Consider the following 16222-nt stretch of genomic DNA (forward strand, 5'->3'; position numbering starts at 1 on the left):
CAGAATGATGGTTTTCTTATAGAAGCCATTTTTCTTTTTTGAGCAGGTAGAAAGACTCAACGTATTTATCTTTAAGAGAAAGAGACTACGCTAATAGCAGTAGTTGTATTTATTTGTGATTTTGCACAAATTTTTTTGTGCATTTATAATACTCATGATTTGAGGGGTGAAGCAGTTGACAGGTCAACTAGTTCAATACGGACGCCACCGCCAACGAAGAAGTTATGCCCGTATTAGTGAAGTATTAGAGTTACCAAATCTTATCGAAATTCAAACCTCTTCTTATCAGTGGTTTCTTGATGAGGGTTTGCGAGAAATGTTCCAAGACATTTCTCCGATTGAAGACTTTACGGGAAATCTATCGCTTGAATTTATCGACTACAGCTTAGGTGAACCTAAATACTCTGTAGACGAATGCAAAGAGCGTGATGTGACGTATGCAGCACCACTTCGTGTAAAAGTGCGTCTAATCAACAAGGAAACTGGTGAAGTAAAAGAACAAGATGTGTTCATGGGAGATTTCCCACTCATGACAGAGACTGGAACATTCGTAATTAACGGTGCAGAACGTGTTATCGTTTCCCAGTTAGTTCGCTCTCCAAGCGTATACTATAGTGGCAAAGTGGATAAAAACGGAAAACGTGGTTTTACTGCTACTGTAATTCCAAACCGCGGAGCTTGGTTAGAGTATGAGACAGATGCTAAGGATGTTGTATATGTGCGTATTGACCGTACGCGTAAACTTCCTGTAACTGTTTTGTTACGCGCATTAGGGTTTGGCTCTGATCAAGAAATCACCGAGCTTTTAGGTGATAACGAATACTTAAGCAACACATTAGAAAAAGACAACACAGATAGCACAGAAAAAGCATTGCTTGAAATTTATGAGCGTCTACGTCCTGGTGAACCACCAACAGTAGAAAATGCTAAGAGCTTACTTGTGTCTCGTTTCTTCGATCCAAAGCGCTACGATTTAGCAAATGTAGGTCGCTATAAGATCAACAAGAAGTTACACATTAAAAACAGATTGTTTAATCAACGTTTAGCTGAAACATTAGTGGATCCAGAAACTGGTGAAATTTTAGCGGCAGAAGGAACAATCTTAGATCGTCGTACACTTGATCGCATTTTACCTTACTTAGAGAAAAACATTGGATTCAAAACAGCGAAACCAATGGGTGGAGTGGTAGAAGGCGATGTTGAGCTGCAATCTATTAAGATTTATGCTCCTGAGTCGGAAGGCGAACGCGTAATTAATGTAATTGGTAATGCAAACATTACTCGTGATGTGAAACACATCACACCAGGTGATATCCTTGCTTCTATCAGTTACTTCTTCAACCTACTATACAAAGTAGGGGATACAGATGATATTGACCATTTAGGAAACCGTCGTCTGCGTTCTGTTGGAGAACTATTACAAAATCAATTCCGTATCGGTCTTTCTCGTATGGAACGTGTTGTTCGTGAGAGAATGTCGATCCAAGATACAAATGCGATTACACCACAGGCACTAATTAATATTCGTCCTGTTATTGCATCTATTAAAGAGTTCTTCGGAAGTTCTCAGTTATCTCAGTTTATGGACCAAACAAATCCATTAGCAGAGTTAACTCACAAACGAAGACTATCTGCATTAGGACCTGGTGGTTTAACGCGTGAGCGCGCAGGCTTTGAAGTGCGTGACGTTCATTACTCTCACTACGGTCGTATGTGTCCGATTGAAACACCAGAGGGACCAAACATCGGTTTGATTAACTCATTATCTTCGTTCGCGAAAGTAAATGAGTTTGGTTTCATTGAAACACCATACCGTCGTGTTGACCCAGAAACTGGTCTTGTAACAGGGCATGTTGATTACTTAACAGCAGATGAAGAAGATAATTATGTTGTAGCCCAAGCGAATATGAAATTATCTGACGAAGGTGAATTCCTAAGTGAAGATATCGTAGCTCGTTTCCGTGGTGAAAACATTGTCACAAATAGAGAACGCATCGACTACATGGATGTATCTCCAAAACAAGTAGTGTCGGCAGCGACAGCTTGTATTCCGTTCTTAGAAAACGATGACTCTAACCGCGCACTTATGGGAGCGAACATGCAACGTCAGGCGGTTCCGTTAATGAATCCGGAATCTCCGATTGTAGGTACAGGTATGGAGTACGTATCAGCAAAAGACTCAGGTGCTGCAGTAATCTGTAAACATCCTGGTGTTGTTGAGCGCGTAGAAGCACGTGAAGTTTGGGTACGTCGCTATGTAGAAGTTGACGGTCAAACAGTAAAAGGCGACTTAGATCGCTACAAAATGCAAAAATTCATTCGTTCTAACCAAGGAACTTGTTACAACCAACGTCCAATCGTAAGTGTTGGAAATGAAGTTGTAAAAGGTGAAATCCTTGCGGATGGTCCTTCTATGGAATTAGGTGAACTAGCACTTGGACGTAACGTGCTTGTTGGCTTCATGACTTGGGACGGTTATAACTACGAGGATGCGATCATCATGAGTGAGCGCCTTGTAAAAGATGATGTGTACACTTCTATTCATATTGAAGAATATGAATCAGAAGCTCGTGATACGAAACTTGGACCAGAAGAAATTACACGTGACATTCCAAACGTTGGGGAAGACGCATTACGTAACCTTGACGAGCGCGGTATCATTCGCGTTGGTGCTGAAGTAAAAGATGGAGATTTACTTGTTGGTAAAGTAACACCTAAAGGTGTAACAGAATTAACAGCTGAAGAACGTCTATTACATGCTATCTTTGGAGAAAAAGCGCGTGAAGTACGTGATACATCACTACGTGTACCACACGGTGGTGGCGGTATTATCTTAGACGTAAAAGTATTCAACCGTGAAGATGGCGATGAATTGCCACCAGGCGTGAATCAACTTGTACGTGCATATATCGTTCAAAAACGTAAAATTTCTGAAGGTGACAAGATGGCCGGACGTCACGGTAACAAAGGTGTTATTTCTCGTATTTTACCAGAAGAAGATATGCCTTACTTACCAGACGGTACGCCAATCGATATCATGTTAAACCCATTAGGGGTACCATCTCGTATGAATATCGGTCAGGTATTAGAGCTTCATCTTGGTATGGCAGCAAGATACCTTGGCATTCACATTGCAACACCAGTATTCGATGGTGCTCGTGAGGAAGATGTTTGGGGCACAATTGAAGAAGCTGGTATGGCAAATGACGCGAAAACAATCCTGTATGACGGACGTACTGGTGAACCATTCGATAACCGCGTATCTGTTGGTGTCATGTATATGATTAAACTTGCGCACATGGTTGACGATAAACTTCATGCTCGTTCTACTGGACCATACTCACTTGTAACGCAGCAACCTCTTGGAGGTAAAGCTCAGTTCGGTGGACAGCGTTTCGGTGAGATGGAGGTTTGGGCACTTGAAGCTTACGGTGCTGCTTATACTCTTCAAGAAATCTTAACAGTGAAGTCTGATGATGTTGTTGGACGTGTTAAGACTTATGAAGCAATTGTTAAAGGCGAAAATGTTCCAGAACCAGGCGTTCCTGAATCATTCAAAGTATTGATTAAAGAGCTGCAAAGTTTAGGTATGGACGTTAAAATGATGTCTAGCGACGATACAGAAATTGAAATGCGTGATACAGAAGATGACGATGATCATCAATCAGCAGATAAATTGAATGTCGAAGTTGAGACAACTAAGGAATAATTGGGATAACCTGTAGACTAAAAGGGAGGTAGGCCCCTTGATAGATGTAAATAACTTTGAATATATGAAGATTGGACTTGCTTCACCTGACAAGATTCGTTCTTGGTCATACGGTGAAGTTAAGAAACCAGAAACTATTAACTATCGTACGTTAAAGCCTGAAAAAGATGGCTTGTTCTGTGAGCGTATTTTCGGACCACAAAAGGACTGGGAATGTCATTGCGGAAAATACAAACGTGTACGTTATAAAGGTGTAGTTTGTGATCGATGTGGCGTTGAAGTAACGCGTGCAAAAGTACGTCGTGAACGTATGGGTCATATCGAATTAGCTGCTCCTGTATCTCATATTTGGTATTTCAAAGGTATCCCGAGCCGCATGGGACTTGTCTTAGACATGTCCCCTCGCGCGCTTGAAGAAGTAATTTATTTCGCTTCTTATGTTGTAACAGAAAGTGGAGATACACCACTTGATAAGAAGCAATTACTTTCTGAAAAAGAATACCGTGCATATCGTGATCGATATGGTAGCACATTCCAAGCTGCTATGGGTGCAGAAGCAATTAAAAAGCTACTACAAGACATCGATTTAGATAAAGAAGTAGACTTCTTAAAAGAAGAATTAAAAACAGCACAAGGACAACGCCGTACTCGTGCTATTAAACGTCTAGAAGTATTAGAAGCATTCCGTAACTCTGGAAATGAACCGTCTTGGATGATCTTAGATGTTCTACCAGTAATTCCGCCAGAACTACGCCCAATGGTACAGTTAGACGGTGGACGTTTTGCTACTTCTGACTTAAACGACTTATACCGTCGTGTAATTAACCGTAACAATCGTTTAAAACGTCTATTGGACTTAGGTGCACCAAGCATCATCGTTCAAAACGAAAAACGTATGTTACAAGAAGCTGTAGACGCATTAATCGATAATGGTCGTCGTGGCCGTCCAGTTACTGGACCAGGTAACCGTCCATTAAAATCACTATCTCACATGCTTAAAGGTAAACAAGGACGTTTCCGTCAAAACTTATTAGGTAAACGTGTTGACTACTCTGGTCGTTCTGTAATCGTTGTAGGACCGAACTTAAAGATGTATCAATGTGGATTACCAAAAGAAATGGCGCTTGAACTGTTCAAACCTTTCGTAATGAAAGAGTTAGTTGAAAAAGGATTAGCACATAACATTAAGAGTGCGAAACGTAAAATCGAGCGTGTACAACCTGAAGTTTGGGACGTTTTAGAGTCTGTGATTAAAGAACATCCAGTACTTCTAAACCGCGCACCAACACTTCACCGTCTTGGTATCCAGGCGTTTGAACCTACATTAGTAGAAGGTCGCGCAATCCGTCTTCACCCACTTGTATGTACTGCATACAACGCGGACTTTGACGGTGACCAAATGGCCGTTCACGTACCTTTATCATCAGAAGCTCAAGCTGAAGCTCGTCTTCTTATGTTAGCGGCACAAAACATCTTGAACCCGAAAGACGGTAAACCAGTTGTTACTCCATCTCAGGATATGGTATTAGGTAACTATTACTTAACACTTGAGCGTGAAGGTGCAATCGGTGAAGGTATGGTCTTCAAAGATGCAAACGAAGCATTGCTTGCATATCAAAATGGATATGTTCATCTTCATACACGTGTTGCAGTAGCTGCAAGTGCAGTAAACAACGCAACATTTACTGAAGAGCAAAAGAGTATGCTTCTATTAACAACAGTTGGTAAATTAATATTTAACGAAATCTTACCAGAGTCGTTCCCTTATATTAATGAACCAACAAATTCAAACCTTGAAAAAGAAACACCAGCGAAATATTTCGTTGAAAAAGGTGCGAACATTAAAGAAATTATTGCTAGTCGCGAAGAAGTGGCGCCATTTAGCAAGAAAATCCTTGGTAACATCATTGCGGAAGTATTCAAACGTTTCCAAATTACAGAAACGTCTCGCATGCTTGACCGTATGAAAAACTTAGGATTCAAGTACTCTACAAAAGCTGGTATTACAGTTGGGGTATCTGACATTCTTGTATTAGGCGAAAAAGATGAAATTCTCCACGAAGCACAAGCAAAAGTAGATAATGTAATTAAACAATTCCGTCGCGGTTTAATCACGGAAGAAGAACGTTACGATCGCGTTATCTCTATTTGGAGTAATGCAAAAGATGTTATCCAAGGAAAACTGATGAAATCCTTGAATAAACGCAACCCAATCTTCATGATGAGTGACTCAGGTGCCCGTGGTAACGCATCTAACTTTACTCAGCTTGCTGGTATGCGTGGTCTTATGGCCAATCCATCTGGTCGTATCATCGAACTTCCAATCAAATCGAGTTTCCGTGAAGGTTTAACAGTACTTGAGTACTTCATCTCTACGCACGGTGCGCGTAAAGGTCTTGCTGATACAGCACTTAAAACTGCCGATTCTGGTTACTTAACACGTCGTCTTGTTGACGTTGCACAAGATGTAATCGTTCGTGAAGATGATTGTGGAACAGATCGCGGTTTATTAATCGGTGCGATTAAAGAGGGTAATGAAGTTATCGAGTCATTATATGATCGTCTTGTTGGACGTTTTGCAAGAAAAACTGTAAAACATCCTGAAACAGGTGAAGTATTAGTTGCTGAAAATCAATTAATTACTGAAGATATCGCTCATATCGTTGAAAATTCGGGTGTTGAAACTGTAAACATTCGTTCAGCGTTTACGTGTAACACTCGCCACGGTGTATGTAAGAAGTGTTACGGTCGTAACTTAGCAACTGGAACAGACGTAGAAGTAGGAGAAGCGGTAGGTATTATCGCAGCTCAATCTATCGGTGAGCCAGGTACACAGTTAACGATGCGTACATTCCATACAGGTGGGGTTGCCGGAGATGATATCACTCAAGGTTTACCTCGTATCCAAGAGATCTTCGAAGCTCGTAATCCGAAAGGTCAGGCAGTTATCAGTGAAATCGACGGTGTTATCGCAGCGATCAACGACGTTAAAGATCGCCAAGAAGTAGTTGTACAGGGTGAAGTTGAAGCTCGTACGTATGCTATTCCTTACGGTGCTCGTCTGAAAGTAACTCCAGGACAGCCAATTAGCCACGGTAAAGAGTTAACAGAAGGTTCTATTGATCCGAAAGAATTACTAAAAGTAACGGACATTACGGCGGTTCAAGAATACTTATTACGTGAAGTTCAAAAAGTATACCGTATGCAAGGGGTAGAAATTGGTGACAAACACGTAGAAGTAATGGTACGTCAAATGTTACGTAAAGTTCGTGTAAGTGATGCAGGTGAAACAGATGTATTACCAGGAACATTACTAGATATCCATCAGTTCACTGATGCGAATGCTAAGGTCTTACTGCAAGGTAAGCAACCAGCAACAGCTAGACCTGTTCTACTTGGTATTACAAAAGCTTCACTTGAAACAGATTCATTCTTATCTGCAGCATCGTTCCAAGAAACAACTCGTGTCTTAACTGATGCAGCAATTAAGGGTAAACGCGATGAACTTCTAGGATTAAAAGAAAATGTTATTATCGGTAAACTTGTTCCTGCTGGAACAGGTATGAATCGTTATCGCAAAGTGGATCTTGTAAAAACAACACAAGATGACATGAATGTAGAAAACGATGAGGTTTATGTGGAACAGTAAAATTTTCCGGCATAAATTTTGTATAAAAACAATTAATCTTAGTTGACATTGTATGAGTCAAAATGTTACTATAATCAAGGTTGCTCCTGAACGATGCTTTGGAGGATATTTATATGTCTTATCAAAAAGTATCAACTGCTGAAAATGTAGTCGTTGGTCATAAACGCACATTGGAGGCAATCAAAAATGGTACAGTTAAAGAAGTTGTCATCGCAGAGGATGCTGACATGCGGTTAACCCATGCTATCATTCGTGTTGCAATGCAATATAACGTGCCCATAACAAAAGTTGAATCAGTTCGTAAGCTTGGTAAAGCTTCGGGGATTCAAGTGGGAGCTTCAGCAATAGGAATAATAAGTTAAAACTGTTTTTGTGAGGAGAGAGCATTTGCTCTTCCTTGCAAAAACTTTGTTTTCAACTAATAATGAACCACCTGGATATGTGGTCATACAAACATGCGAAGGGAGGATAATCAAATGCCTACTATTAACCAATTAGTGAGAAATGGTCGTACTGATAAAGTATGGAAATCTAAATCACCTGCGTTAAACAAAGGTTTTAACTCTTTAAAGAAAAAATCAACTGATATCTCTGCACCTCAAAAACGTGGTGTATGTACTCGTGTTGGTACAATGACTCCAAAGAAACCTAACTCAGCGTTACGTAAATACGCTCGTGTACGTTTAACAAACGGTATCGAGGTTACAGCTTACATCCCAGGTATCGGTCATAACCTACAAGAGCATAGCGTAGTATTAATTCGCGGTGGTCGTGTAAAGGATTTACCGGGGGTACGTTACCACATCGTTCGTGGTGCGCTTGACACAGCTGGTGTTGACAAACGTATGCAAGGACGTTCTAAATATGGTACTAAGAGACCAAAACCTGCTAAAAAATAATAACTTTAAAATGAAAGGAGGAACTCAATATGCCTCGTAAAGGACCTGTTGCGAAACGTGACGTGTTACCAGATCCAATGTACAATTCGAAGCTAGTAACACGCCTTATCAACAAAATGATGGTTGACGGTAAAAAAGGTAAATCTCAAACAATTCTTTATAATGCGTTCGATATCGTAAACGAACGTACTGGTAAAGAGCCAATGGAAGTATTCGAGCAAGCTCTTAAGAACATCATGCCTGTTCTTGAAGTACGCGCTCGTCGTGTTGGTGGTGCTAACTACCAAGTTCCAGTTGAGGTTCGTCCAGAACGCCGTACAACTTTAGGTCTTCGTTGGTTAGTAAACTACGCTCGTCTTCGTGGTGAAAAAACTATGGAAGAGCGTCTTGCTAACGAAATCTTAGATGCAGCTAACAACGCTGGTGCATCTGTTAAGAAACGTGAAGACACTCATAAAATGGCAGAAGCTAACAAAGCATTTGCTCATTACCGTTGGTAGGATTCAACGTAAAATAAATGTAAGCATAAACCGCTTTATTTGTCGCTTATGGAAGTGTGGAGAGGGAGAATGCCTCTCCCTTTCATCGGGCGCTCGTTTTACATAATGAGAGTACTGGACATACTGACATGTGTAACAATATAAAGTGGCTTTTTTGCTACTTAAAATAAAAAAATCCAATCCATATATGGAAGGAGCAAGACACCAAATGGCAAGAGAGTTCTCTTTAGAAAACACTCGTAATATTGGTATCATGGCTCACATCGATGCTGGTAAAACAACAGCAACTGAGCGTATTCTGTACTACACAGGACGTATTCATAAAATCGGTGAAACTCACGAAGGTGCATCTCAGATGGACTGGATGGAGCAAGAGCAAGAGCGTGGTATCACAATTACTTCTGCTGCAACTACAGCACAATGGAAAGGTCATCGTGTAAACATCATTGATACTCCAGGACACGTAGATTTCACAGTAGAAGTAGAACGTTCTTTACGCGTACTTGATGGCGCTGTAGCAGTACTTGATGCGCAATCTGGTGTAGAACCACAAACAGAAACTGTTTGGCGTCAGGCTACTACTTACGGCGTACCTCGTATCGTATTCGTTAACAAAATGGATAAGATCGGTGCAGATTTCTTATACTCTGTAGGAACAATCCACGATCGTTTACAAGCAAACGCACATCCAATTCAGTTACCAATCGGTGCTGAAGATGAGTTCAATGGTATCATTGACCTTGTTGAAGAGTGTGCTTACATGTACGGTAACGATTTAGGAACAGACATTCAACGTGTTGAAATTCCTGAAGAGCACAAAGAATTAGCTGAAGAATACCGTGGAAAACTTATTGAAGCGGTAGCTGAGCTTGATGAAGAAATGATGATGAAGTACCTAGAAGGTGAAGAAATCACTGTAGAAGAGCTTAAAGCTGGTATCCGTAAGGCTACAACTTCTGTAGAATTCTTCCCAGTAATCTGTGGTTCTGCATTCAAAAACAAAGGTGTTCAAATTCTGTTAGACGCAGTTATCGACTACCTTCCATCTCCACTAGATGTACCTGCTATTAAAGGTACTCTACCGGATACAGATGAAGAAGTAGAACGTAAGTCTAGCGATGAAGAACCATTCGCAGCTTTAGCATTCAAAATCATGACTGACCCTTATGTTGGTAAGTTAACGTTCTTCCGTGTGTACTCTGGTGTGTTAAACTCTGGATCATACGTGAAAAACTCAACTAAAGGTAAGCGTGAGCGTGTAGGTCGTATCCTACAAATGCACGCTAACAGCCGTGAAGAGATTTCAACAGTTTACGCTGGTGATATCGCTGCTGCTGTAGGTTTAAAAGATACTACTACTGGTGATACTCTTTGTGACGAGAAGAGCCTTGTTATCCTTGAGTCTATGGAATTCCCAGAGCCAGTTATCTCTGTAGCTATCGAACCAAAATCTAAAGCTGACCAAGATAAAATGGGTACAGCATTATCTAAGCTTTCTGAAGAAGATCCAACATTCCGTGCTCACACTGACCAAGAAACTGGCCAAACTATCATCGCTGGTATGGGTGAACTTCACCTTGATATCATCGTTGACCGTATGCGTCGTGAATTCAAAGTGGAAGCAAACGTTGGTGCTCCTCAGGTAGCATACCGTGAGACTTTCCGCGCTGCTGCGAAAGTTGAAGGTAAGTTCGCTCGTCAATCTGGTGGTCGTGGACAATTCGGTCACGTTTGGATTGAGTTTGAACCTAACGAAGAAGGTAAAGGATTCGAATTCGAAAACAAGATCGTCGGTGGTGTAGTTCCTCGTGAATACATCCCAGCTGTTGGAGCAGGTCTTGAAGATGCACTTAAAAATGGTGTACTAGCTGGTTATCCACTAGTTGACATTAAAGCTGCATTAGTTGACGGATCTTACCATGATGTCGATTCATCTGAGATGGCGTTCAAAATCGCTGCATCTATGGCACTTAAAGCTGCGGTTTCTAAATGTAGCCCAGTAATTCTTGAGCCAATGATGAAAGTTGAAGTTGTAATTCCTGAAGAGTACATGGGTGACATTATGGGTGACGTAACATCTCGTCGTGGACGTGTAGAAGGTATGGAAGCTCGCGGTAACGCACAAGTTGTTCGCGCTATGGTTCCACTTTCTGAAATGTTCGGTTATGCAACGTCATTACGTTCTAACACTCAAGGACGCGGAACATTCTCTATGGTGTTTGACCACTATGAAGAAGTACCAAAGTCTGTTTCTGAAGAAATTATCAAAAAAAATAAAGGTGAATAATTGATTTTTATCGATTGTTCAAGTATAACTACTTATGTAAGCTTAGAAAGTGGGACGTAAGTTTCACTTTCTAGTCTAAATATAAAATAACCTATATAAACTAAGGAGGAATTTAGAATGGCTAAAGCTAAATTCGAACGTTCTAAACCCCATGTTAACATCGGTACAATCGGCCACGTTGACCATGGTAAAACTACATTAACTGCTGCGATCACTACAGTTCTTGCAAAAGCTGGTGGTGCTGAAGCACGCGGATACGATCAAATCGATGCTGCTCCAGAAGAAAGAGAGCGCGGTATCACAATCTCAACTGCACACGTTGAGTACGAAACTGAAACTCGTCACTATGCACACGTTGACTGCCCAGGTCACGCTGACTATGTTAAAAACATGATCACTGGTGCTGCTCAAATGGACGGCGGTATCTTAGTAGTATCTGCTGCTGATGGCCCAATGCCTCAAACACGTGAGCACATCCTTCTTTCTCGTCAAGTAGGTGTTCCTTACATCGTTGTATTCTTAAACAAATGCGACATGGTAGATGACGAAGAATTATTAGAATTAGTAGAAATGGAAGTTCGCGACCTATTATCTGAATACGGATTCCCAGGCGACGACATTCCTGTAATCAAAGGTTCTGCTCTTAAAGCTCTTCAAGGAGAAGCTGATTGGGAAGCAAAAATCATTGAATTAATGGCTGAAGTTGATGCTTACATCCCAACTCCAGAACGTGAAACTGACAAACCATTCTTAATGCCTGTAGAGGACGTATTCTCTATCACAGGTCGTGGTACAGTTGCTACTGGTCGTGTTGAGCGCGGTATCGTTAAAGTTGGTGACGTAGTAGAAATCATCGGTCTTGCTGAAGAAAATGCTTCTACAACTGTAACTGGTGTAGAGATGTTCCGTAAACTTCTTGACCAAGCTCAAGCTGGAGACAACATCGGTGCTTTACTTCGTGGGGTTGCTCGTGAAGACATCCAACGTGGACAAGTACTTGCAAAAAGCGGTTCTGTAAAAGCTCACGCTAAATTCAAAGCTGAAGTTTTCGTATTATCTAAAGAAGAAGGTGGACGTCACACTCCATTCTTCGCTAACTACCGTCCTCAGTTCTACTTCCGTACAACTGACGTAACTGGTATCATCCAATTACCAGAAGGTACTGAAATGGTAATGCCTGGTGACAACATCGAAATGACTATCGAACTTATCGCTCCAATCGCTATCGAAGAGGGAACTAAATTCTCTATTCGTGAAGGTGGACGTACAGTAGGTTACGGTGTAGTTGCTACTATCGTTGAGTAATCTTAACTGATATAAAAAAACCTAAGGGATTTTCCCTTAGGTTTTTTGTTTGCGTTTATATAAGGGAGAAGAGAGTGTTTTTTTGTTTTGACGAGTTTCTTCTATAGTAATATAAAAACAACAAAAGATAATCCAGAAACTGTAAAATGAATTCTGTTAGATGAAAACTTGAAATTCTTTAAAGTGCCATGTATAATAGCAAAAGTAGAGAAAAGCAGATGCAAACAAAAAGATGCTTGCATCTAGACGAATAACATTGTATAATAGACAATGTTGGTCTTTGACTGCGATGAAGTGGAAGGTTGCTGACACACCCGGCCGCTTTGCCATGGCATGGTGTGGGGAAATTTCCATGGAGAAGGTCTATTTTAGAAATAGGCGAACGAAGGAGGGAAAATAATGGCAAAAGAAAAAATTCGTATCCGTTTAAAAGCTTACGATCACCGTATTCTTGATCAGTCAGCTGAGAAAATTGTAGAAACAGCTAAGCGTTCTGGGGCAACAGTTTCTGGTCCGATCCCATTACCAACTGAAAAAACTGTTTACACAATTCTTCGTGCTGTTCATAAGTACAAAGATTCTCGTGAGCAATTCGAAATGCGCACGCACAAACGTCTAATCGACATCGTGAGTCCTACTCCGCAAACAGTAGATTCATTAATGCGTTTAGACTTACCATCTGGTGTAGATATCGAAATCAAACTATAATTTATATAACTTAAAAATGTAGGAGGTGTAACTCATGACCAAAGGAATCTTAGGAAGAAAGATCGGTATGACTCAAGTATTTGCTGAGAACGGTGAGTTAATCCCAGTAACAGTTATCGCTGCTAATCCAAACGTTGTTCTTCAAAAGAAAACAACTGAAACTGATGGCTACAATGCAATCCAGTTAGGATTTGAAGATAAACGTGAAAAGTTAACTAACAAACCTGAACAAGGCCACACTGCTAAAGCATCTACAACTCCTAAGCGCTTCATTCGCGAAATCCGCGATGCAGACGTGGACGGATTAGAGGTTGGTCAAGAGGTAAAAGTTGACGTATTCGCTACAGGTGAAATCGTTGATGTAACAGGAATTTCTAAAGGTAAAGGTTTCCAAGGTGTTATCAAACGCCACGGACAATCTCGCGGACCTATGTCTCATGGTTCTCGCTATCACCGTCGTCCAGGTTCAATGGGCCCAGTTGCTCCGAACCGTGTATTCAAAGGCAAAAAACTTGCTGGACGTATGGGTGGAGACCAAGTTACTATCCAAAACTTAGAAATCGTTCAAGTTGACACTGAGCGCAACTTATTACTAGTAAAAGGTAACGTTCCAGGTGCTAAGAAATCTCTTGTAGTTGTTCAAGGCGCTGTGAAGGTTAGCAAATAATTCACAATAGGAAGGAGGAATTCCAATGCCAAAAGTTACTGTATATAACCAAACTGGTTCACAGGTTGGTGAAATCGAATTAGCTGAAGCTATTTTCGGTATCGAACCAAATGAAGCTGTACTTTTCGAAGCTGTAATGATGCAACGTGCATCTTTACGTCAAGGTACACACAAAGTAAAAACTCGCTCTGAAGTTCGCGGTGGTGGTCGTAAACCATGGCGTCAAAAAGGAACTGGACGTGCTCGTCAAGGGTCTATCCGCTCTCCTCAATGGCGTGGTGGTGGTACGGTATTCGGACCTACACCAAGAAGCTATGCGTACAAACTTCCTAAGAAAGTTCGTCGTTTAGCAATCAAATCTGCATTAGCTACTAAAGTAGTTGAGAACAACATTGTAGTTCTTGAAGACCTAGTGTTAAATGCACCAAAAACAAAAGATATGCTAGCAGTACTTAAAGGATTAACTGTTGAGAAGAAAGCTCTTATCGTAACTGCTGATGCAAACGAATCTGTAGAGTTATCTGCTCGCAATATCCCTGGAGTAACAGTAATCACTGCTGATGGCGTAAACGTTTTAGACGTGCTTCATCATGATAAGCTAATCATGACAAAAGCGGCAGTGGAAAAAGTAGAGGAGGTGCTTGCATAATGAGAGATCCTCGTGATATCATTAAGCGCCCAGTTATCACTGAACGTTCTATGGAAATGATGGCTGAAAAAAAATACACGTTCGATGTGGACGTTAAATCTAATAAAACAGAAGTTAAAGATGCTCTTGAAGCGATCTTTGGTGTTAAAGTAGAAAAAGTGAACATCATGAACTACAAGCCGAAAGCAAAACGCGTTGGTCGTCACGCTGGTTTTACTAGCCGTCGTCGTAAAGCAATCGTTAAGCTAACTGCTGACAGCAAAGAAATCGAAATCTTCCAAGGCGTTTAATTCTTACTAAAGAAGGAGGGAAATTGAGATGGGAATCAAAAAGTATAATCCAACTACTAACGGTCGTCGTAATATGACTACGAATGATTTCGCTGAAATCACGACTGATAGACCCGAAAAGTCATTACTTGCTCCTTTAAGCAAGAAGGCTGGTCGTAATAACCAAGGTAAAATCACTGTACGTCATCAAGGTGGCGGACATAAGCGTCAATACCGTATTATCGACTTTAAGCGTAACAAAGATGGAATTCCAGGACGCGTTGCTACGATCGAATACGATCCAAACCGCTCTGCGAATATCGCATTAATTAACTACGTTGACGGTGAAAAACGTTACATTCTTGCTCCTAAATCTTTAGAAGTAGGTATGGAAGTTATGTCTGGCCCAGAAGCTGACATTAAAATCGGTAACGCATTACCATTAATCAACATTCCAGTAGGTACTGTTGTTCATAACATCGAGCTTAAGCCTGGTCGTGGCGGACAATTAGTTCGTTCTGCTGGTACATCTGCTCAAGTACTTGGTAAAGAAGGTAAATACGTACTTGTACGTTTAACTTCTGGTGAAGTACGTCTTGTATTATCTGCTTGTCGCGCTTCAATCGGTCAAGTAGGTAACGAACAACACGAACTTATCAAAATCGGTAAAGCAGGTCGCTCTCGCTGGTTAGGTAAACGCCCAACAGTTCGTGGTTCTGTAATGAACCCGGTTGATCACCCACACGGTGGTGGTGAAGGACGTTCTCCAATCGGACGTAAGTCTCCAATGTCTCCATGGGGTAAACCAACTCTTGGATTCAAGACTCGTAAGAAAAACAAAGCGTCTGACAAATTCATCGTTCGTCGTCGTAAAAAATAATGGGATTGTAGTACGGTTCATTTCTAGAACCGTACGCCAATCACGAAGGGAGGCACCAAAATGGCTCGTAGCTTAAAAAAAGGACCATTTGTCGATGATCACTTAATGAGCAAAATGGAAAAATTAGTTGCATCTGAGCAAAAACAAGTTGTTAAAACTTGGTCTCGCCGTTCAACAATCTTCCCTCAGTTCATCGGACACACAATCGCTGTATATGATGGTCGTAAACACGTACCTGTGTACATCACTGAGGATATGGTTGGCCATAAGTTAGGTGAATTCGCACCAACTCGTACGTACAAAGGTCACCTTGCTGACGATAAGAAAACTAGAAGATAATGAGAGGAGGCACTTCAATGCAAGCTAAAGCAGTAGCGAGAACAGTTCGTATTGCTCCTCGTAAAGTTCGTTTAGTAGTAGACTTAATCCGAGGTAAGCAAGTGGGTGAAGCGATTGCTATCCTTAACCACACACCAAAAACTGCTTCTCCAGTTGTAGAAAAAGTTTTAAAATCTGCAATCGCAAATGCAGAGCACAATTATGAGATGGACATTAACAACCTAGTTGTAGAAAAAGTTTTCGTTGACGAAGGTCCAACGTTAAAACGTTTCCGTCCACGTGCAATGGGTCGTGCAAGCCAAATTAACAAACGCACAAGCCACATCACAGTTGTGGTATCAGAAAAGAAGGAGGGATAATC

General features: G+C 41.1%; 14 protein-coding genes. All 14 read left to right on the plus strand.

What is annotated here, in order from left to right; translation table 11 throughout:
• Positions 1-175 precede the first annotated feature (175 nt).
• The 14 genes from rpoB to rplV all read left to right on the plus strand — a co-directional run bounded on the left by rpoB (position 176) and on the right by rplV (position 16220).
• The gene (rpoB, locus tag ACS2CR_RS20335; protein ID WP_000147553.1) at positions 176-3709 is read left to right on the plus strand and encodes a DNA-directed RNA polymerase subunit beta; all 3534 of its coding nucleotides are present in this window, start codon (positions 176-178) and stop codon (positions 3707-3709) included.
• A gap of 37 nt (positions 3710-3746) precedes the next feature.
• Positions 3747-7358: a DNA-directed RNA polymerase subunit beta' gene (gene rpoC, locus ACS2CR_RS20340; protein WP_000567939.1), complete on the plus strand. Its 3612-nt coding sequence runs from the start codon at positions 3747-3749 to the stop codon at positions 7356-7358.
• 113 nt (positions 7359-7471) lie between these two features.
• Positions 7472-7720: a 50S ribosomal protein L7ae-like protein gene (locus tag ACS2CR_RS20345; RefSeq protein ID WP_000121837.1), complete on the plus strand. Its 249-nt coding sequence runs from the start codon at positions 7472-7474 to the stop codon at positions 7718-7720.
• A 114-nt stretch (positions 7721-7834) separates the two neighbouring features.
• Complete coding sequence (gene rpsL, locus ACS2CR_RS20350; RefSeq protein ID WP_001142341.1) at positions 7835-8257, plus strand: 30S ribosomal protein S12; 423 nt, start codon at positions 7835-7837, stop codon at positions 8255-8257.
• A 29-nt stretch (positions 8258-8286) separates the two neighbouring features.
• The gene (gene rpsG, locus ACS2CR_RS20355) at positions 8287-8757 is read left to right on the plus strand and encodes a 30S ribosomal protein S7 (RefSeq protein ID WP_001137491.1); all 471 of its coding nucleotides are present in this window, start codon (positions 8287-8289) and stop codon (positions 8755-8757) included.
• Positions 8758-8965: 208 nt separating this feature from the next.
• Positions 8966-11044 (plus strand): elongation factor G, encoded by a 2079-nt coding sequence (gene fusA / locus ACS2CR_RS20360; RefSeq protein ID WP_000090370.1) that lies wholly within the window; start codon positions 8966-8968, stop codon positions 11042-11044.
• 117 nt (positions 11045-11161) lie between these two features.
• Positions 11162-12349: an elongation factor Tu gene (gene tuf / locus ACS2CR_RS20365; RefSeq protein WP_001029614.1), complete on the plus strand. Its 1188-nt coding sequence runs from the start codon at positions 11162-11164 to the stop codon at positions 12347-12349.
• Between the two features lie 399 nt (positions 12350-12748).
• Positions 12749-13057: a 30S ribosomal protein S10 gene (rpsJ, locus tag ACS2CR_RS20370; protein ID WP_001040596.1), complete on the plus strand. Its 309-nt coding sequence runs from the start codon at positions 12749-12751 to the stop codon at positions 13055-13057.
• A 34-nt stretch (positions 13058-13091) separates the two neighbouring features.
• Entirely contained in the window at positions 13092-13724 is a 633-nt protein-coding gene (rplC, locus tag ACS2CR_RS20375; RefSeq protein WP_000160207.1) for a 50S ribosomal protein L3, read from the plus strand.
• 25 nt (positions 13725-13749) lie between these two features.
• Positions 13750-14373 (plus strand): 50S ribosomal protein L4, encoded by a 624-nt coding sequence (rplD, locus tag ACS2CR_RS20380; protein WP_001127258.1) that lies wholly within the window; start codon positions 13750-13752, stop codon positions 14371-14373.
• Positions 14373-14663 carry a 50S ribosomal protein L23 gene (gene rplW / locus ACS2CR_RS20385; RefSeq protein WP_001205558.1) on the plus strand — a complete coding sequence of 97 codons (291 nt, stop codon included), beginning with the start codon at positions 14373-14375 and terminating at the stop codon, positions 14661-14663. The genes rplD and rplW overlap by 1 nt, the downstream gene beginning before the upstream one ends.
• Positions 14664-14691: 28 nt before the next feature.
• Positions 14692-15522 carry a 50S ribosomal protein L2 gene (rplB, locus tag ACS2CR_RS20390; protein ID WP_000511583.1) on the plus strand — a complete coding sequence of 277 codons (831 nt, stop codon included), beginning with the start codon at positions 14692-14694 and terminating at the stop codon, positions 15520-15522.
• Between the two features lie 60 nt (positions 15523-15582).
• Positions 15583-15861: a 30S ribosomal protein S19 gene (gene rpsS, locus ACS2CR_RS20395; RefSeq protein ID WP_000124454.1), complete on the plus strand. Its 279-nt coding sequence runs from the start codon at positions 15583-15585 to the stop codon at positions 15859-15861.
• 17 nt (positions 15862-15878) lie between these two features.
• A complete protein-coding gene (gene rplV, locus ACS2CR_RS20400) occupies positions 15879-16220 on the plus strand; it encodes a 50S ribosomal protein L22 (protein WP_001148024.1) in 342 nt (113 codons plus the stop codon).
• Positions 16221-16222 lie beyond the last annotated feature (2 nt).

It is taken from the genome of Bacillus cereus group sp. BceL291 (genome assembly GCF_051776705.1).
Taxonomy (GTDB): domain Bacteria; phylum Bacillota; class Bacilli; order Bacillales; family Bacillaceae_G; genus Bacillus_A; species Bacillus_A cereus.

What these genes read in the sequence shown, in the direction of transcription:
- ACS2CR_RS20345 (WP_000121837.1), top strand. Translation starts at nt 7,472, where the DNA reads ATGTCTTATCAAAAAGTATCAACTGCTGAAAATGTAGTCGTTGGTCAT.
- rplB (WP_000511583.1), top strand. Translation starts at nt 14,692, where the DNA reads ATGGGAATCAAAAAGTATAATCCAACTACTAACGGTCGTCGTAATATG.
- fusA (WP_000090370.1), top strand. Translation starts at nt 8,966, where the DNA reads ATGGCAAGAGAGTTCTCTTTAGAAAACACTCGTAATATTGGTATCATG.
- tuf (WP_001029614.1), top strand. Translation starts at nt 11,162, where the DNA reads ATGGCTAAAGCTAAATTCGAACGTTCTAAACCCCATGTTAACATCGGT.
- rpsL (WP_001142341.1), top strand. Translation starts at nt 7,835, where the DNA reads ATGCCTACTATTAACCAATTAGTGAGAAATGGTCGTACTGATAAAGTA.
- rpsS (WP_000124454.1), top strand. Translation starts at nt 15,583, where the DNA reads ATGGCTCGTAGCTTAAAAAAAGGACCATTTGTCGATGATCACTTAATG.
- rpsG (WP_001137491.1), top strand. Translation starts at nt 8,287, where the DNA reads ATGCCTCGTAAAGGACCTGTTGCGAAACGTGACGTGTTACCAGATCCA.
- rplC (WP_000160207.1), top strand. Translation starts at nt 13,092, where the DNA reads ATGACCAAAGGAATCTTAGGAAGAAAGATCGGTATGACTCAAGTATTT.
- rpsJ (WP_001040596.1), top strand. Translation starts at nt 12,749, where the DNA reads ATGGCAAAAGAAAAAATTCGTATCCGTTTAAAAGCTTACGATCACCGT.
- rplW (WP_001205558.1), top strand. Translation starts at nt 14,373, where the DNA reads ATGAGAGATCCTCGTGATATCATTAAGCGCCCAGTTATCACTGAACGT.
- rplV (WP_001148024.1), top strand. Translation starts at nt 15,879, where the DNA reads ATGCAAGCTAAAGCAGTAGCGAGAACAGTTCGTATTGCTCCTCGTAAA.
- rplD (WP_001127258.1), top strand. Translation starts at nt 13,750, where the DNA reads ATGCCAAAAGTTACTGTATATAACCAAACTGGTTCACAGGTTGGTGAA.